The organism is Rivularia sp. PCC 7116 (assembly GCF_000316665.1).
Taxonomy (GTDB): domain Bacteria; phylum Cyanobacteriota; class Cyanobacteriia; order Cyanobacteriales; family Nostocaceae; genus Rivularia.
This window is the reverse complement of the sequence record NC_019678.1, coordinates 866,755-886,081: the sequence shown is the minus strand read 5'-3', so window position 1 is coordinate 886,081 and position 19,327 is coordinate 866,755. Positions and strand designations below refer to the sequence as shown.

At 37.9% G+C, this 19,327-nt stretch carries 15 protein-coding genes; 10 read left to right on the top strand and 5 right to left on the bottom strand.

Annotated elements, in window-relative coordinates:
- Positions 1-6 precede the first annotated feature (6 nt).
- Positions 7-783, top strand: a complete 777-nt coding sequence (locus tag RIV7116_RS03380) for a pentapeptide repeat-containing protein (RefSeq protein WP_015116865.1) — start codon at positions 7-9, stop codon at positions 781-783.
- A gap of 874 nt (positions 784-1,657) precedes the next feature.
- The gene (locus tag RIV7116_RS03375; RefSeq protein WP_015116864.1) at positions 1,658-2,731 is read left to right on the top strand and encodes a tetratricopeptide repeat protein; all 1,074 of its coding nucleotides are present in this window, start codon (positions 1,658-1,660) and stop codon (positions 2,729-2,731) included.
- A 370-nt stretch (positions 2,732-3,101) separates the two neighbouring features.
- Here the strand turns inward: RIV7116_RS03375 and RIV7116_RS03370 are convergent, their stop codons facing one another.
- Positions 3,102-3,785, bottom strand: coding sequence for a phosphoribosyltransferase (locus tag RIV7116_RS03370; RefSeq protein ID WP_015116863.1), 684 nt, complete (start codon positions 3,783-3,785; stop codon positions 3,102-3,104).
- A 259-nt stretch (positions 3,786-4,044) separates the two neighbouring features.
- Between RIV7116_RS03370 and RIV7116_RS03365 the strand changes: the two genes are divergently transcribed.
- Positions 4,045-4,722 (top strand): uracil-DNA glycosylase family protein, encoded by a 678-nt coding sequence (locus RIV7116_RS03365; RefSeq protein WP_015116862.1) that lies wholly within the window; start codon positions 4,045-4,047, stop codon positions 4,720-4,722.
- Positions 4,723-4,853: 131 nt separating this feature from the next.
- Here the strand turns inward: RIV7116_RS03365 and map are convergent, their stop codons facing one another.
- The 4 genes from map to RIV7116_RS03345 form a co-directional block, all read right to left on the bottom strand.
- Positions 4,854-5,681 (bottom strand): type I methionyl aminopeptidase, encoded by an 828-nt coding sequence (gene map, locus RIV7116_RS03360; protein ID WP_015116861.1) that lies wholly within the window; start codon positions 5,679-5,681, stop codon positions 4,854-4,856.
- A gap of 369 nt (positions 5,682-6,050) precedes the next feature.
- Positions 6,051-8,912, bottom strand: coding sequence for a pitrilysin family protein (locus RIV7116_RS03355; RefSeq protein ID WP_015116860.1), 2,862 nt, complete (start codon positions 8,910-8,912; stop codon positions 6,051-6,053).
- A gap of 138 nt (positions 8,913-9,050) precedes the next feature.
- A complete protein-coding gene (locus RIV7116_RS03350; protein ID WP_015116859.1) occupies positions 9,051-9,491 on the bottom strand; it encodes a VOC family protein in 441 nt (146 codons plus the stop codon).
- A 92-nt stretch (positions 9,492-9,583) separates the two neighbouring features.
- Positions 9,584-10,099 (bottom strand): TIGR02652 family protein, encoded by a 516-nt coding sequence (locus RIV7116_RS03345; protein ID WP_015116858.1) that lies wholly within the window; start codon positions 10,097-10,099, stop codon positions 9,584-9,586.
- 333 nt (positions 10,100-10,432) lie between these two features.
- Between RIV7116_RS03345 and RIV7116_RS03340 the strand changes: the two genes are divergently transcribed.
- The 7 genes from RIV7116_RS03340 to RIV7116_RS03310 all read left to right on the top strand — a co-directional run bounded on the left by RIV7116_RS03340 (position 10,433) and on the right by RIV7116_RS03310 (position 18,851).
- On the top strand, positions 10,433-10,960 hold the full coding sequence (locus RIV7116_RS03340) for a gamma carbonic anhydrase family protein (protein ID WP_015116857.1): 528 nt from the start codon (positions 10,433-10,435) through the stop codon (positions 10,958-10,960).
- A gap of 178 nt (positions 10,961-11,138) precedes the next feature.
- The gene (locus tag RIV7116_RS03335) at positions 11,139-11,264 is read left to right on the top strand and encodes a photosystem II protein Y (RefSeq protein WP_015116856.1); all 126 of its coding nucleotides are present in this window, start codon (positions 11,139-11,141) and stop codon (positions 11,262-11,264) included.
- Between the two features lie 198 nt (positions 11,265-11,462).
- Positions 11,463-12,749, top strand: coding sequence for a folylpolyglutamate synthase/dihydrofolate synthase family protein (locus tag RIV7116_RS03330; protein ID WP_044291449.1), 1,287 nt, complete (start codon positions 11,463-11,465; stop codon positions 12,747-12,749).
- Positions 12,750-13,715: 966 nt separating this feature from the next.
- Complete coding sequence (gene pilM / locus RIV7116_RS03325; RefSeq protein ID WP_015116854.1) at positions 13,716-14,825, top strand: type IV pilus assembly protein PilM; 1,110 nt, start codon at positions 13,716-13,718, stop codon at positions 14,823-14,825.
- Positions 14,825-15,589, top strand: coding sequence for a PilN domain-containing protein (locus tag RIV7116_RS03320; RefSeq protein WP_015116853.1), 765 nt, complete (start codon positions 14,825-14,827; stop codon positions 15,587-15,589). The genes pilM and RIV7116_RS03320 overlap by 1 nt, the downstream gene beginning before the upstream one ends.
- Positions 15,586-16,338, top strand: a complete 753-nt coding sequence (locus tag RIV7116_RS03315; protein ID WP_015116852.1) for a hypothetical protein — start codon at positions 15,586-15,588, stop codon at positions 16,336-16,338. Before RIV7116_RS03320 ends, RIV7116_RS03315 begins: the two co-directional genes overlap by 4 nt.
- A 185-nt stretch (positions 16,339-16,523) precedes the next feature.
- Positions 16,524-18,851, top strand: a complete 2,328-nt coding sequence (locus tag RIV7116_RS03310) for a type IV pilus secretin family protein (protein ID WP_015116851.1) — start codon at positions 16,524-16,526, stop codon at positions 18,849-18,851.
- The last annotated feature ends 476 nt before the right edge of the window (positions 18,852-19,327 follow it).

Here is a 19,327-nt window from a genome sequence, read left to right as displayed (position 1 = left end):
TTAATCATGGCAAATTTAGAACACCTAACTTTACTCAAAACTGGTACTTTCATGCGGGATGAGTGGAGAAAGAATAATCCTCAAACTAAATTAGATTTGAGCGCAGCAAATTTATATGGTTACAATCTTGCAGGCGCAAATCTTGAAGGAGTTAATTTAAGCCACGTAAATTTAGAAAATGCTTTATTAATACAGGCAAATTTAACCAATGCAGATTTTAATAATGCTAATCTAAGCAACACAAATTTTCAAGAAGCTAATTTAATCAAAGCTAACTTTAGTCTGGCTAAACTAACTGGAGCTAATTTAAACAAAGCCTATTTAAGTCTTGCCAATTTAATTGGAGTTGATTTAAGTTTGGCGAATCTACAAGATGCTTTTATGGATGAAGCAAACCTAATTGGCGCTAATCTCAAGGATGCCAACCTTAAAGGTGTAGATTTAGGTGGAGCCAAGCTTAACCGCGCTAATCTTTGGAAAGCAACCTTAAATAATGCTAATTTAATTGGTGCCGAACTTAGAAACGCTAATTTGTATGAAGTAGAAGCAACAAATGCTTATCTCTATAAAGCTAATTTAAATAAAGCGAATTTAGCCAAAGCTCACCTTGGTGGTGCATATTTGATGCAAGCTGATATGAGCGAAGCCGATTTAAGAGGTGCTGATTTAAGATGGGCTAATTTGAAAGGTGCTAACTTTGCAGGTGCAAATCTTAGAGCCGTGAAACTTTATGGGGCTAATTTGATCGGTGCTAATTTGGATAAAGCAATAGTTGATACTTAGCAAACAGCAAAGATTCGTTCTGAGTTGAGTGGGATATACGTTGATAAACCTCCAATACTTGTCGGTTAAGACGATATCCTCCCTAACCCTCCTGTTTATTGGAGGGAAATAAGCCCCCTTTTTAACGGGGTTTGGGGGATCTAAAAAAGAAGTGGGATTCCTTAACCGAGCAGTATTGAGTACTGCTTTTTCTCGAAAGCATCGCAAATGCAAGCTATAACTTGAGGTCAGTTTCGCCACATCTATTCTATTGAATATAATTTTTTCGCATTAGCGCTGGGTGCTGTTTGCAGATAGGACTGCTATAGCATCACAAAAAGCTTAGCTAGGTGATGATTTGAATTTTTCCCTAGTAGAAAATAACTGATTCTTTCAATAATTAAACTGAAGAGGAATACGACTTCAGCTATTAAATACGTACTTGTACTATCAGTGAATATTGCATAGCTTCAAATTAGATATTAGCTATTACTTCTAGGATTTTTTATAGAATACTTACTAAATTTTTATTATTTTGTGTTTAGAATATAAGTGTAATATTTTAAAACCAAAATCGAAAAATACAATTTGATTAAACTAGCTGTAGTTTAATTATAATAATTAGCTTCACCTAAATAATTCATAAATCCTTATTATTTGTGTTTGCTAAATCTATTTTTTCCTATAATCAGCTTAAATACTTATTTTTATATTTAAATAAAAAGTTCTTAACTATATAAGAAAGATAGTTTTAAGCAGCGAATCGGCTAGTATCTTAACTTTTGGGTTTATTTCGCTCAATATTTGTTGAAATTTATGTTTAAAAATGAAATTTAGGCAGATATTTTGGGAATACTAACTTTACCAACCATTGTTTACAGGGAGCAAACGGTCGATGAAAACAAGCAAATGGAATTCTAGTTTAAAAAATACTCTTCCTCTAAATATACCTACAGAATTTCTGAAAAATAATACAAAAGATAGCAATGTTAAACAGTTCGATAAAGCTTTAGAATCACAGGTATCCTTCAAAGACGAAGAAGAATCATTTGAAGCATCTCAGTTGTTACAGCAAGGAATTCAACAGCAACAAGCCGGAGACTTCAATGCTGCAATCAAAGCTTTACAGCATTCGAGTGCCCTATTTCAAGCCTATGGTAATTTGCCAAAACAGGCTCAAGCGCTTTCTTGCTTAGCGCTGGTAGCTTATTGTTCTGGAGACTATAAAAGCGTTATATCTTACGCCCAACAATGTTTGTCTCTAGCTCAAGACAATCAGGAAAAACGTTTACAGATACAAGCACTCTCACATTTGGGTAATGCTTATCGTCACTTAAAGCAACACTCTGAAGCTATTGAGTATTTACAGGATTGCTTGAAAAAAGCCGAAGAAATACAAGATAGCCGCTCTCAGATAGCAGCACTTAATAATTTAGGATTAGTTTATAAAGCCTCAAATAATCTTTCTAAAGCAATCGAGTACCAAGAAAAAAGTTTAGAATTAGTGCGGGAAATTAAGGATAACTGGGGAGAAGAGCAAATATTAAAGAATTTAGGTAATGCTTGGTATGCTTTGATGAATTATCCCAAAGCTACTAAATATTACGAAGAGTGTATAGAAGTATCTCGCTTGCTTAAAAATCGTCGTACTAGTATCCAAGTATTGAAAAATCTTGGTAATGCTTATTACGCTTTGGGTGATTATAAAAAAACAATTATTTACTATGAAGAGCGCTTAGAATTAGCGCATATTACTCAAGATACACGCGCTCAAGAACAATCTTTAGGTAGTTTGGGAGTTGCTTCTGAAGCTTTAGGAGATTACGAAAGCGCAATGTCTTATTATGAAGAACGTTTGCGAATAGCTAAAGCAATTAAAGACCGTCGCAGTCAAGACCAAGCTCGTGCTAGTCTGAAAACTGCCTGTTATGCTATTGGCGACTACGCTAGAGCAATAAAATACGATTAATTTTTCTAAGTCTTTCTAAGTATAAAGTCTGAATTCTGAATCAGAGATCATAAAATCAAGATTCTTGTTTCTCGCTGATAATTACACAATTCACCATACAATTTACTTAAAGTTCTAATTCTGGTGAATTCAAAAATATTCTGTTCGCAATTCATAATTTATCCTTGATAAAATAACGGCTTGTTTTATTACTTATTCAAGCTTAACTAGGTGAGACAATACATAACTATTTCATTGCCAGCAGAATGAAATGAAGCCTTAGCAAAGCATTTACCCGTTCACCGCTAGGTGCGGCTCAGGGTGTAGATCATCCCACGTTTTAAAACGTGGGTTCTTCTTCCCTGTTCCCTCTTCCTTCGTGAAATAAGCTCTATTTTTTTACAGATTGCTGCTGTAAACATTCCAAAGCTTCTTGAGTTTCGACTTGAGGGAATTCTGCATAGAAATTACTTACACTTAAAAAAGATTTTGGCGTTGCTAAAACTATTACTTTTTCTCCCCATCTGTGTAGCCAAGGAATTAATGTTTGAGGAGCAACCGGAGTACAGAGCCAAATTTGCGCGGGTTTTAACTTTTTGAGGGCTGTTGCTGCTGCTGCTATAGTCATGCCTGTTGCAATACCATCATCAATTAAAATAATAGTTGCTCCTTGAGCATTTGCTTGAGAACAAGCAGGGCTTAATTGTGCCTCTAAAGATTTGGCACATTCCATCGCTACAGCTAAACTGGCTTGACGTTTTTCTCGCGAATTAAAGTTGAAGCGAAATATCCGATTATCTGCCCAAATAACACTTCCTGAAGCAGTTACTGCACCAATTGCTAATTCCTCATTTTGTGGATGACTGATTTTTTTTGCCACTTCTATTTTTAAAGGACAATTCAGCAAACGGGCTACTGGCAAAGCAACTGGTAATCCTCCTCTAGGTAAAGCATAAATAATTGGTATTGGCTTTAATCCAGATTCAATTGCTTGTTTGTTCAACTGACTGCGAATTACTTGCGCTAACTCCTCACCAGCAGCTTCGCGGTTTTGAAAAAGTGGGTTGTATAACATGATAACTCAAGCACTTTACAATGGTTGCAATTTTCGTTGAAAAACAATCGGGCTTAATCTTTATCTAGCAATAGCTAAGCCTGCTCTTGTATTAAGGCTCTATCTCGGGAAATTTGCTTGAATCTTGCTGTCGCCTACTCGAAATAGCTGATATAATTAAGGGTTTATAGATATAAGTATTACGCAAAAAAAGCGTAGCCGAACCTATCTTTTTTGTTTTTAAAGATTATTATTTTCCCAAACGCAATTTTAATTTCTAATGAGCAGCGAAAATCAGTTAAGTCTTTTCGAGGACTCAACCTTTAATCAGAAAGAACTTATCCCAACAGATGTGAAAGTTTCCATTCCTTCGGGGACTTACGAAACCATGATCGAGTTGGCACAACACTGTAATAATTGTCATCGTTGCCAGCTTGGAGATACTCGTCAAAATGCCGTGGTTGGAAGAGGAAATATTCAAGCATCCATTATGATTATTGGAGAAGCACCCGGACAGAATGAAGATGAAACTGGTCTACCTTTTGTTGGACGTGCAGGGCAACTACTTGAGAAAATTCTGGCATCCGTAAAATTGGATAGCGAGAAAGATGTATATATAGCCAACATTAATAAATGTCGTCCTCCCGGTAATCGCAATCCGACTACTGAAGAAATCAAGGCTTGTAAACCCTACCTTTTAGAGCAAATTCGTCTAGTTAATCCAAATATTATCCTTTTGACAGGTGCGACAGCCCTCAAAGGTTTGCTTTCTGAAAAACGAGGAATAACTAAAATTCGCGGACAATGGATAGAGTGGGAAGGGCGTTTATGTATGCCTATTTTTCATCCCGCTTATTTATTACGTAATTCTTCCCGTGAAATAGGTGGTCCTAAATGGTTGATGTGGCAAGATATTCAAGCTGTACGTGCAAAGTTTGATGAATTTCAGAAAAACTAAATTGCATTGTCAAAACAAAATAGAGACGTTATATAGCAACGTCTCTAAGTTTATAAATCAATTATCAATCAATAGATTTGCAACAAAAAGGTGGACACTGCTCACCCTAAACAAAAAATCAATAAACCTTTTTAAATTTTTGTTCTATCAGTCAAAATTTCATATCCGGTTTCTGTTACTAATACGGTATGCTCAAACTGTGCTGAATAAGAATTATCTACAGTTACCGCAGTCCAGCGATCTGATAAAGTTTTACAGAATTTAGAGCCAGCATTTAAAATTGGTTCTATTGCCAAAGTCATTCCCTTACGCAATTTGACATTAGGCATTTCACGGGTGCGGAAGTTAAAAACGGAAGGTTCTTCATGCAGGTTTCTGCCAACACCGTGTCCGGTAAAGTCTTCAACTACACTAAAACCATTAGCTTTTACATGGTCTTCAATTGCACCAGCAATATCCATTAAATAGTTACCAGCTTTTACCTGCTCAATTCCTTTATAAAGAGATTCTTCAGCAACACGAATCAATTTGGCATCTTCAGTTTTGACTTCTTCAACGGCAATTGTAATACAGGAATCACCATGAAATCCCTGATAAAAAGCACCTGTATCAACTTTTAAAACATCTCCAGAGCAAATAACTTTCTTGGAACTGGGAATACCATGTACCACTTCATTGTTAATGCTAGAACAAATAGAACCTGGAAAACCATGATATCCCTTAAAACTGGGTGTTGCACCCATTTCCCGGATGCGTTTTTCAGCATAAGCATCCAAGTCAGCCGTAGTCATTCCTGGCTTCACCAACTCAGAAATTTCTTTTAATACAGTAGCGACAATTTTTGATGATTGCCGCATAATTTCTATTTCACGTGCTGATTTGATTTCAATTCCCCTACGCTGTCTTTTAGGACGACTTTCCGATCGTGGTTGAGAAAGCAGGTTACTTAAGATGTTCATAAGATAAAAATTATTGCGTGCTGCCGCTTAAACGTAAATTGATTTACTGGCTTAATTGAGAACAATACTATATCTTAAGTTAACTTATTTTGTGCCTATTGCTTTATGAGGAGATTCTTAAGGTAGCAGGTAACGAGTAATAATGCATCCAAATGGATGCTTAAGGAGCAGACAATAAGAAAAAATCGCGAGTTTACTTACTACTTGCTACTCATAACTCTTACTTCCAACCTGCTGTAAAATTACCGATACGAATTTATTTTTCTACGGAAATTGTCAACCCTCTTCCCCCCTCTCTCAAATATAGGTAATTATAAAGCCGGGGAGAAAGTAACTTCTAAATGGTTACTGGTTACTGGTTACTGTTCGCTATTGACTATTATTTGGTTTACCTTGATTGGCTAATACCGGAGGACCTGCGGTTACCACTACAATTTTATCTGGATGAAGTAATTCGCGTGCTGCTTGATTTACTTGGGCGGCAGTTACTGCTTTGATTTTTTCTGTATAACTACGTAATTCTTCTGCATCTAAACCTAGTACATTATTCTTGATAATTCTATAGGTTAATTCATTCGGAGAAGCCAGAGAAACATTATAGTTGCCTGTTAAATTATGCTTTGCAGTTTCAACCTCCGCAGGCGTTACACCCTTTTTGTGCAAATCCTCTAGTAATTGCCGCGTACTGGCGATCGCCTTTGAAGTGTCTTCCGGACTGGTTTGCATTTCAATCAAAAATGTTCCAGAATTCTTACCGGCTAAAAAGTTACTATATATACCATAAGTTAAACCCAGGCGATCGCGTATTTGAGAACCAAGCCTGCTCGATAAGGTATCGCCACCCAAAATATGATTTAAAACTTTCGCTGCATAATATCTGGGGTCTTGACGTTTAATTGCTTTGTTACCCATAAAAGTAATTGCCTGAGCTTTACCGGGAACAACTGGATTAAATCGGACAATTGATTTGGGTAAATCGACTGGTGGATACTCAGCTAATGGTGTTTTACCTGAAACTTGCCAACCTCCAAATTCTCTTTCTAAGAGTTTTTTTACTCGGGCTGGTTCAAAATCACCAACTAAAGCCAGTACTGTAGTATCGGGACGATAATGTTTTTTCTGAAAGTCAACTACATCCTTATGAGTAATTTGCTGCAAACTTTCTTCTGAAGGAAAGCTATAAGCAGGATGTGTTTTGGGAAAAACTGCTTGTAAAAAAGTTCGTTGAGCTACTTGTTCTGGATTGTCTAAATCCTGTTTGAGAGATACTAAAGCTTGTTTGCGCGCTAATTGCAGTTGCCCCCGAGGAAAAGTTGGATTTTTAATTACATCTCCTAAAGTTTTAACTAACACTGATAAATCGTCTGACAAGCTATTTCCTTCAAGATAAACACCTTCGCGATAAGTCTTAAAGTCTAAACTTGCGCCGCAATCTCCCAAAGATTTAGCAATACTTAGGGCATCTTTACTTTTAGTTCCGTTCACCAAATTATCTGCAACCAAAGCTGCTAAACCCGCTTTGTTTTCGGGATCGAATTCTGAACCAGCTTTGATATAACCACCTAAAGTTAGCGTAGAAGTACTTTTATCTGGCAAAAGTAGAATTTCTAAACCATTAGGCAAAGTAAACTTTTCAGGTATAAACCTACTTGTTGAAGCGATAGTCGAATCTACTGGTGGCAAGTACTTAGTTACATCGCTGTTTCTCAGAGTACTTTTAGAAAAATGTTCGCTTCTGTGTGTGGGTATTTCTTTATTTTCACTGTTTTCTTTAGCTGCTGTATTATTCGGCTTAAAGAATCCAACTGTTTGTCTCTGCTGTTGCAAATATTTTTGAGCTACTCGTTGTATATCTTCAACTGTTACTTTTTTGATGGCAGCTAAATAACGATCTGTATAAGTATAATCTCCTGTAGTCGCTTCATCGTTACCTAACTGCATCGCCAAAGAGGTAATATCGCGATTGCTCAAAATTATTGAAGCTTCTAATTGAGCTTTTGCTCTATTTAATTCTTCTAATGTTACTTTTTTATTTGCTAAATTACTAATCTCACGTTCGACTATCAACTTAACTTGAGATAACTTAGAAGTAGAATTTGCCGTTACTAATAATTCGTACCAGCCTGCATCTTGTAAGCTAATAACACTTGCCGATACATCACTAGCTTTTCCTGAATTTACTAAAGCTTGATAAAGACGCGAATTTCTTCCCTCTGCCAAAATATAATCCATTACATCTAAAGCTGGTACATCTTGATGTTTTGCTGAAGGTAGGGGATATATTGCTTGAAATAATGGTGCAGATCCAGGCTGTTTTAATACAATCGGCTGGGAAGCATGAGAAATTTCAGAATAATTATCTAAAGAATGTTTATTATTAACTTCAGTTTTCGAGTCGATTGAGTCGATATTTTGATTTTTCGGTATTTTTGCAAATATTTGTTTCACAGATCCAATAGTTTTACTTGTGTCAAAATCACCTACGATTACTAACACTGCATTATCAGGGCTGTAAAAATTTTTGTAATACTGCTTTACTTTTTCTAAAGTAAAATTTTCTACGTCTTTCTCAGTTCCACCTACAGGTAAACCATAAGGGTGATTGGGAAAAGTAGCCCGCATAAGCGCTCTATTTAAGCGATATTCGGGGCTGTTTTCGTAACCCTTCAATTCAGAAATTACTACCTGCTTTTCACTAGCTAACTGCCTCGCATCGATAACCGCATTCTGCATTCTATCTGCTTCTAAAGTCAGAAGTGCTTTTAATTTATTGCGTTCGGCAGTACCGTAATATACTGTTTGGTCGTGACTTGTAAAAGCATTTGAATCGCTACCTAAAGCACTAAAAAGTTTTCCGAACTGTACGGGACGGCTTTTTGTGCCCTTGAACATCATATGCTCTAACTGGTGAGCAATGCCGTTTACACCTAGTGTCTCATTCCGAGTTCCGACTTTATACCATACTTGTACAGTCACCACTGGTGCGGTATGTACTTCCTTGGTAATAACCGTCAGCCCATTTTCTAGCGTGGTTTTACGAGCATTTTCTGCAACAGTTAGTGTTGTATTTTCTCTCGTCACTAATTCCTTGCGATTATTTACGCATTTTGAAGCAGCTAATAATTTGCTGTCATTCGATTTACTGCTAAGAAATAGAACTAGGAACGGTACTAGCCCTAAAACTAAAGACTGAAAACGACAAATACGTAAAAACGTAAAATATACAGACATTTATTTGCTTGATTTATCTGTAAAATTGACTACAGATTTTTCCCATGAATATAGTCTAATCTGCCCGATGAAACTGTCGCCTCGGCAACACTACAGAGAGTGTTTATTCTACAGACAAAAGTAATTAATTTCAAGTATTCATTTAGTGGTTAAATTGCGAATAAATTCTAGGGGTAAGTTATCTGTATCGGCAATGAAAGCAACTTCGTAGATACAACTGCCGATTTGCTGCTGAGTTGGTTCTAAGAGTACCTTCAAAGGCTGTATTACTTTTGGCTGCTTGAGAGATGCTGCGGCAAATTTTTCTTTGACATTATTTAACCAGCTGGGCAAGTCGGATGCAAGTTCGGTAATATCGAATGACAAATGGTAATATCCCACATAATGTTCGTCAGCAAATGCATCCGCAGCAGGCTTCGGTTCGGGGATTTGAATTAGTTCGATCCTTCCCCCCAATCCTTCCATCCAACAAGCCAAAGTATAACCTGTCGTAAAGCGTTCGCATACTGTAAAGCCTAATTGTTCGTAGAAGGTGATTGCCTGGTGGATATCCGCAGTCCTAATAGAAGCGTGATGCATGTTTTATCTTGTTAATTTCCGACCAATATTTCTAAAATGCTTAGAAACAGAGGTTAGGAGTTATAGCAAAGAAGACTCCTAACATTCCTTTCTTATTCAAACAATCTGAAGTAAGGGTAGCGTACCGGAACGCCAGGTTCTTTTTCCAAATCAAAATTTATAACTTCCCAGCAAGAATCGTTACTAGTTTCGGGGCTAAAATCCACTGGTAAACCGTACAATCGCGCAGAAGTTACTTCTGAATTTTGTCCGCCGCGCCATGGCGAACTACGCTCTAAATAACCGCCCATTAATTCCTGATACCGGCGAGCAATAATCACCTTAGTTGCTCGATAGCCTTGAGTATATAGCTTATCGAGGGCTTCGTGAATTTCAAATCTAATTCCGTCGGGATGAGTATGCTGACGATACCATTCATCCTTCCATCTTCGCCAATGTCGCCCGGATTGGAGATGAATTAATTCACTTGTTTTCGGATTAGCTTCAAAAGCCCCGTGTCGGGGGCATAAATATGTATCAGTTAATGTCAGTGCCGGAATAGTTTGACGACAGTGGGGGCACTGAATCTCGGGACCAAATATCGGGTACTGCAAGCCTGGATTCATCATGAAGTGTATATAAACATCTTTATTTTTATCACCTTTTTTTGTTTAATTTTACACTTGCAATACAATTACTCTAAGTAGGCGATCGCGCAAGGTTTAGACTTAATAAACGATTAAAATTGGTTTGACTTAAAAAGTATCTTACTAGTAGAGCATGACCTAGATAAATCTACAGTTTTTTGTGGACATAAAAAATTGGTCGATATATCCGTTTTGTCAAATGTATTAACAACCGTTAACACTTACCAAAATTACATCATGGTATTCTAGTCGTACTCCAAGCATTACAAGGTTGGGGTACAAAAGCGTGTTCCTCCAATATATTTATATTCTATCGTGTCTACCACTTCCTACTGGTCTTCTCCCGATATTTCAGCAGCAGCTTTTATTGCGGTAAATGCTGTTGTGATGGGTTCGGTTAGCATTGGAGAAGGAGCAAGCATTTGGTACGGTGCGGTTGTTAGAGCTGATGTAGAGCGGATTGAAATTGGTAAATACACTAATATCCAAGACGGAGCAATTCTCCACGGCGATCCAGGTAAACCTACTATTTTAGAAGACTACGTTACCATTGGACATCGAGCCGTAGTACATTCTGCATACATCGAAACTGGAACTTTAATCGGTATTGGTGCAGTAATCCTTGATGGAGTACGTGTAGGAAGCGGCAGTATTATTGGTGCAGGTTCAGTAGTAACTAAGAATGTACCTCCCTCGTCTCTCGTCGTTGGAGTTCCAGGCAAAGTAATACGTCAAAATTCTCCTCAAGAAGCAGCAGAATTAATCGAACATGCTAAGCGCTATCAAAAATTGGCTTTAGTTCATGCTGGCAAAGGTACGGATTTAGGCTTTGTTAAAGAATGAGTCATGAAGAATTCTCATAATTCAAACTCCTAAGCAATCGCTGTTGGCTGCTAAGTTTTAGCAGAATCTGTAAACATTCTTTACATGCAGGGGTAGAAAAATTTGCCAATTCAGCTAAAAATAAAAATGAGACCAGTTGATAAAACTTAAAATTTCACCTAAAAGAGGGGTTGTACATATGAACATTGATACTCGTATATTGATTGTTGTAGCACCTTTAGCTATTGCTGCTGGTTGGGCGTTGTTTAATATCGGGGCTGCTGCATTAAGACAACTGCAAACTTTTTTAAATAAAGAAGCGTAATTATTTCATAATTTTCGCCAGAAACCGGCTGTTTTCTTTCATAAAACAGTCGGTTTAATTTATTTAGAAATTTAGAAATTAGGGACTTGTTATTGAGAAGAGGTAGGATACGAAACCGGCTTCATGACTTGCTAGTTTTTGCTGGCTCTTAAATCTTAGTTTCTAACCCCTAACCTTTAACTTTTAGATTTGATGAAAATGGATATAGATTCTTTACTACAGCCTCGCAAACGGTTTGGGGTTCATCTAGGATTGGAGCGCATTGAGAAGCTTCTGAGAAATCTTGGTAATCCACAGAATCAAGTTCGGGTAATTCACGTTGCAGGAACAAATGGCAAAGGTTCTGTTTGCGCTTATTTATCTTCAGTTTTAACCGAGGCTGGATATAAAACGGGACGCTATACTTCACCTCACTTAGTTGATTGGACGGAGCGGATTTGCTTAAACGAACAGCAAATTTCTTCATCCGAACTTGCTAATTTACTAATACAGGTACAAGAAGCGATTGATTCTCAAGAAGAATCACCGACTCAGTTTGAAGTATTTACTGCCGCAGCTTGGTTGTATTTTGCTGAGCAGAAGGTTGATGTGGCAGTGGTAGAAGTTGGATTGGGAGGACGCTTGGATGCTACTAATGTTTGTAAAAAACCTTTAGTAACTATTATTAGCTCTATCAGCCGCGACCATATGCAACAATTAGGTTCTACAATCAGTGCGATCGCCAAAGAAAAAGCAGGTATTCTTAAGGCTGGATGCCCTGCCATTATCGGACAATTACCAGAAGAAGCTGAATCGGTAGTACGGCAATATGCAAATAAATTGCAATGTCCGGTAATTAAACCATCCCCAGCAAGAGAAATTGGCGATGGTTTGGCTCTAATAGAGACAGAAGATAAAAATAACCCCCAGTTAACAATTAGCAAATCGATCAAATATTCTTTACCGCTTCAAGGAGAAGTACAGCTAATTAATTCTGCTTTAGCTATAACCGCTTTAGAAATAATGCAACAGCAAGGCTGGGAAATATCTGAAGAAGCAATTATTCAAGGTATTGCAAAAACTAAGTGGCCCGGAAGAATGCAGTGGAGTACTTGGAACGGACACGAATTACTAATTGATGGTGCCCACAATAAAGCCGCAGCAGAAGCATTAAGGAGTTACGTTGATAGGGTAGTTGCTCAATCAAATCAACCTCAAGTTAGGGTTGCTTGGGTAATGGGGATGCTTTCCACAAAAGAACATGATGAAGTTTTGAAAACTTTATTGCGACCAAATGATGAATTGTATTTGGTACCCGTACCAGACCATAGTTCTGCTGACGAGGGTGAATTAGCAAAATTAGCGCAGAATATTTGTCCGGGATTAAGTTTATGCCAAACAGATTCTGACTTGACATCAGCTTTTTCTAAGGCTTTTAGCTCAAATCCACATTTGCTTGTTTTATGTGGCTCGCTTTATTTGGTAGGAAGTTTTTTAAAAAAATAAATAGGGCTTGCTGAATTCATTAAAATCACTGATGCAAAAAAATAATATTCTATTTCACTCGTAAAATTACTGATTATCCCATCAATTGATAACAAATTGTAAATAAATTAGTTGAATATTTTTGTTTTATTTAATTACTGACAATAAATTAGGGTTTAATTATCCGTAAAAAGTCGGAGTAAATACTAGTATGTTTACTATATATATTTTAAATCTTTATCGAATAGAAAATTCAATAGTCAAACATACTGACTAAAAAATTTGTTTATACTTTGCACGATATTTATTAATCTAGTGTAAGCACTGAGTACATTTATGATACATAATTGCTTTAATTAATCGATGTTATAACTAATTAACTGCATCATTGAGATATTGGGATATGCCATATTTATCGCTGACAAAAGCATAATTTTCTTAACGTCTTTTTTGTGAGAGTAAGAATAGCCTTCATTGAGTTAAATATTCACTAGGTAAGCGTTTTGCACTCTGAAACCAAAAACAAACTTTGATGATGATGCCCATAACTCATAGTGGCATCTATATCAAAATCTCTGTTAATATTTTGTTCTCAGTTTGATTAAAATATAGTTTATAAAGTTTTTCTTTATGCTTTTTTAACTGCTTACTTAGTTGTAATTAGACTTAATAACTAAGCGTTTAATTGAGGTTGAGTTGATATACAATTGCCAGTCAATTACTTTTACACCCCAATCAAATCCATAAAAGGACTGTAAGCAACATAATTTATCAAAAACTAGCTATGGCATACAGCCAGCTATTTGTTTGAACAAATTAATTTGAATAACCATAGTAAAAATCTTTATCAGCAATCGGGGTGAAAGACACTATGCGAAATTTTTAAAACAACTTGTAAAATCAATAACTCAATCTACTACCTAATATCAAGAGCAGTTTTTAGTCAGATTTGGATTTTAATCTTTTAGTATTCCTACGAGTAAAACAGTGGTGAAAGGCTTAAGCAGTCTGTTTGGGAAATCCAAAAGCGGGGTTGGCATCGAGCTTGCACCACAACGAGTGAATGTAGCTCAGTTACGCAAGCAGCGCCAAGGTTTGAAATTGGATGTTTTAACTTCAGTGCCGGTTCCAGAAGGCATCTTCATTGATGGTCAAATAGCAGATCCGCCTACTATGGCACAAATCATCCAAGAGGCGCTTTTGGAAAGCAAAATCAAAGCGAGTCGTGTTGTAACTGCGGTACCCGGACGCGAGTCTATCGTGCGTCTTATTCCCGTACCTGCAGAATTAGACGATAAAGAGTTACGGGAAATGGTTCTAAATCATGAAGCAGGTTTGTATCTGCCTTATCCCCGTGAAGAGGCGGATGTGGATTATCAAAAGTTGGGATACTTTGTAGATGAGGATGGCATCGAAAAGGTACAAGTGCTTTTAGTCGCAACCCGTAAAGATGTTACAGATACCTACATAAGTACTTTTGAACAGGCAGGATTGCAGGTTGATGTTTTAGAAATTAGTAGTTTTTCTCTGATTCGGACAATCCGCGACCAACTACGCCAGTTTGGACCGCAGGAAGCCGCAGTCCTAGTAAATATTGAGTACGACAGCACTGAAATTGCAATCGTTGTTAATGGAGTTCCACAGTTTTCTCGTACCGTTCCTATTGGAACAGAGCAAATGCAAGCAGCCTTATCTAGAGCCATGAATTTACCTACATCTAGAGACATGGAACTATTAGAAGGAATGACTATTCCAGCTTCAAGTATGGAAGGCGGCAAAACAGGTGTAACTGAGGTAAATCCCGGTATGGCTGCCATGTTGAGAGTGTTAGGAGAACTTACCGATGAGCTGCGTCGTTCGGTCGATTTCTATTTGAATCAGGCTGAGAACTTAGAGATCGCGCAGATATTACTTGCAGGTTCTGGAGGTGGACTTATACAGCTAGATGAGTTTTTTACTCAACGCTTGAGTTTACCTACTACTCAGATAGACCCCGTACAAGCTCTATCCCTACAAGTAGATGATGAAGATTACCCCTTTGTACAGCGTCCTGGTTTGGGTACGGTACTTGGGTTAGGAATGCGAGGTGCTCCATAATGTACAGCTTAGATGTCAACTTCCTGAAAGACCGTCCCACTCATCAGGGAAACCAACCTGCTCAAAAGAAATCTATTGCAATTCCAGCTGGAGGTATGACACCGATTTATATTGGTGTAGCGATAGCTGTAATTCTTCCTGGTTTATTAGGAGCCGGTTTATTATACGTCAACAGCCAAAACGCCAACATTGACGAAGAAATTGCAGAATTAGAGAGTAAAAATCAAGAATTAGAAGCTAAATTAGGCGACATTAACCAAAAAGAGCAAGAAATAGCGGCTATTCAGGCTGAAAATCAAGCTTTGGTTAGCGTTTTTGACCAAATTAAACCTTGGTCGGCAATGCTGCAAGTTTTGCGCGATCGCATTCCCGTAAGAGTGCGAATTGAAACCGTTAAGCAAATTGCACCCGAAGCTGCGGCGGAAGCTGGCTCAATACCAAATCCTGCCGGAGGAATAGAAATTAGCGGTTCTGCTCGCTCTTTTAATGATGTTAATGATTTCTTACTTTCCTTACAGCAATCTCCATTTTTCAAATCTTCGGAAGGAAAAATAGTTTCAGCAGAACTAGTTGATGGTGAATTGCCACAAGGAATTCCAGAGGGAGTAAACTATGTTCCTCCAAAGGTAGTTAAATACACTATTGTTTCTCAACTTACTGACGTTCCTGCTTCTGAATTAATGCGGGAACTGGATCAAAAAGGCGCAAGAGGATTAGTAAATAGAATTCGTAGTTTGCAAAAAACGGGAGTCTTTCAAAAATGACATTTAGCGATGAAATGAATTTTGAAGGCTCGGAGTTTGAAGAAGAATCATCTTCAGCTTATCCGGTTGTATTTGGTATAACTTTTACTCCTATTGTTAGCGGTATCTTGATTGGGGTATTAGGGCTTGCAGGAGCAGGCTACATGCTCTTAAATATTGTCATGCCAGCTTGGGAAACTTTTACTGAGAAAAAAGGTACCAAAGAACAACTTGAAATAGACATTCAAGGCAAAGAAGCTAAGCTACAAAGCATCGACGAGCTTAATGCAAAATTAGCAAAGTCTAAAAGACAACAATCTCAAGTATTAGGTGTATTCGCTAACGAGAAAACTTTAGATACCTTGTTGATAGATTTAAATCGCTTAATAGAGGCAGGTAATGCTCAATTAGGTAGTAATGCAGTCAAAGCAAAATTACAAAAATTCGCTCCAGATTCTGAAGGGACACAACCAGTAGTTGATGGTTCTTTAGGTGCAGAAGTTGATGGAAAGCTCAAGCGTAATAGCACCGAAGTTGTAATTAGAGGAACCTACGAACAAACTCAATCTATCATCCGAAATATAGAACGTTTGCAGCCACTATTGATTGTTAAAGACTATGAATCAGAATTGGAGCCTGAAAACATAGAAGAAGGTAAACCGCGACGAACCGGGCCAACACCAATAACTACAACATTCAAGTTAGAAGCGTTGGTTCCGATGAATCCAGAAGAAGTTGCTGCTGCTCAAAAAGAAGAAGCTCAACAATAGTTAGTGGTTAGTAGTTAGTAGTTAGTGGTTAGTAGTTAGTGGTTAGTAGTTAAGAATATGAGATATATCAACTATCAACTATCAATTATCCAATAACAACTATCAACTTTCACCCGGAGGGTGTGGATCATCAACTATCAAATAACAATTAATAACTAATAATTATTTAAAGTGAGGAATGGACTGTGAAACAACTTCACGGTAGTAGTTTTATATTTGGAACCGCTGTTTCTGTATTGTTGGTATCTCAACCGGTTTGGGCGCAAGCAACTACAAAAATTACTGAAGTCAAATTAAACGAAGCTGACGGGAAAGTAAATCTTGTATTAAAAACTTCTGATGGCTCTCGTCCGCAAGTTTTTACTACCAAAAGAGGTAATGCTTTAGTCGCAGATATTATCAATACTCAGTTACGTTTACCACAAGGAAATAGTTTTCGTCAGGATAATCCTACAGATGGAATTGCTTCGGTTTCCATCGGTCAACTTGATGCAAATAGCGTTCGAGTCATAATCAAAGGTACGGGTAATGCTCCAGAGAGCCAACCTGTGGAGCGCAAACAAAACGGGTTAACCTTTGCTGTGGTGCCTTCTACAGGCAGCAGTGCAGCTGCTCCTTCGCAACCGACCCAAAACAACCAAATTGCTCAATCTGCCCCCGCACCTGAAGTTAATCCTGAAGGCACCCCCGCACCTCCCGCAGGTCCCGGACAATCCATGAATCAGGCTCCCCCTTTCTTACCCAGAGCAGTAGCTCCCCCAGTAGGAGATATAGCTATTTCTAATACCGATGCTTCACCGAGTGTGATTGATTTAGGAACACAACAGCGCGTACCTCGATTGGTATTGAGAGATGCACCTGTACGAGAAGTATTGTCACTTTTAGCACGGGCTGCAAATTTAAACTTGGCTTATACAAGCGGACAAGCTGGTGAAGGTGGAGAGGATGAGAATGGTGGGGTTGATGGTCCAACTATTTCTTTAGATATTGAAAACGAACCAGTGCAAGATGTGTTTAATTACGTCTTGCGGTTGAGTGGTTTAGAAGCAAATCGCAGCGGCAGAACTATTTTTGTCGGCTCTAATTTGCCTAATTCTACCCGCGATACGGTAATGCGGAATATGCGACTCAATCAGGTAACGGTTGATGTTGCTCTTAATTTTTTGGTCGGCTTGGGTGCAGAAAGTGCAATTAGCCGGGAACGTCTTGTTACTAGCGTTAATGCCGTACCTGTAGGTGGTGGTGCTGAAGGTTCGATTACTCAAACCCAAAGTACTACAGAAGTCAGAATTGAAACTCAACGTGTTGACTACCAAGATTCAAACCCTTTGCTCAGAGGATTACAAGTTTTAGGAGATGAGCGTACTAACTCCGTAACTTTAGTCGGAACACCCAAGCAAGTTGAAATGGGTATGGCTCAGCTAACTCAGCTTGATGTTCGTCGTCGTCAAGTAGCAGTTAACGTTAAGATTATCGACGTTAACTTGTTGGGAACCAAGAACTTTAACAGTAGCTTTTCTTTCGGAGTTGCCGATAACTTCTTTAGTGTTGATGGTGGTACGGCAACTGCTAATTTTGGTGCCTCCAGACCACCAACTAGTGGTGAGGTCGCTAATAGTGTGACTGGCGCACCTGTAATTACTAATCCAATTGAAGGAGAGAGTGTATTTCTTGGTGATGGCTTTTTTAACCCACAAAGTGGTAACAGACCATCAGCAGATGCTTCTATAGGAAATCCACTAGAACCAGGGATTACAGATTTTACTCCAGGAGAATCTGAAACTGAAATTGTACCAACTCAAATTAATCCCCTTACTGGTGAAGCGACTAGATTTGGCACTCAAACTACAACGACTCCGGATGAGTACACATTTGGTCTACCTTCTTTATACCAGTTTCCTAAAAAGTTTCTGGCAACTTTACAAACTCAAGTCACCAACGGTAACGCTAAAGTTCTAACCGATCCAACTTTGATGGTACAAGAAGGTCAAGAGGCTGTAGTCAATTTGACTGCTGAAGTGTATGGAGGTATTAGAACAACAGCTACTCTTAGAGAACCCATTATCAAACAAGCAGGATTAACCCTGGCAGTAAAAGTTGACCGAATTGATGATAATGGTTTTGTTTCCTTGTCTGTTGCACCTACTGTAAGTGCGCCTAGCGGTACGGCAACAACAGGTAGCATTGATGGTGATATTACTTTACTTTCTGAAAGAAGCCTTAGATCCGGGCAAATTAGAATGCGCGACGGTCAAACCTTAGTTCTTTCGGGAATTATCCAAGAGTCAGACCGGGTAAGTGTATCTAAAGTTCCAATTTTGGGTGATGTTCCTATACTCGGTTCGCTGTTTAGAAGAACTAATAAAACTAACCAGCGTAATGAGGTCATCGTGTTACTAACACCTCAAGTTATGGATGATTCGCAAGGTTCTTCTTACGGCTATAACTACAAACCTAGTCCCGAAGTACGCAGAATGTTGCAGAAACGCGGGTTGAAGTTACCTCGCAGATAATTGACGAGGACGTGAAAACAAATTGTCACATTTTTACATTATGTAGAGACGCGAAATTTCGCGTCTCTACATTTTTCTATGAATACAAAATATTCTTTGACAGAAAATTTCTGCCGAATATCCACGGCAGAATATTAATTAAACTCAAAACTTTACATAACTTATAACTAAATCTTTAGTTTTTTCGTCAATTAGATAAAGAATTTAAAATCTTTATTTGAAGGTCATCAAGAGAAAACGCTAAATATTTTTCTAGATCAAAAAATAATTGTATCAAGCTTATTCAGAAAGCATTTATTGTCCCTATTGGCTCTATAATCTTCTTTTAAGCTATTTATCCTGGGTTCTATTATCCCCCTATTACTTATTGATATTTTTTCCACTGTTACCCTTGTGACAAGGTATTGTAATTAAGTATTTTTTATTTTTGTAAGAGTGTTTTCGGTGCAAAAAATCGGCTTTGGATATGAAAAAAC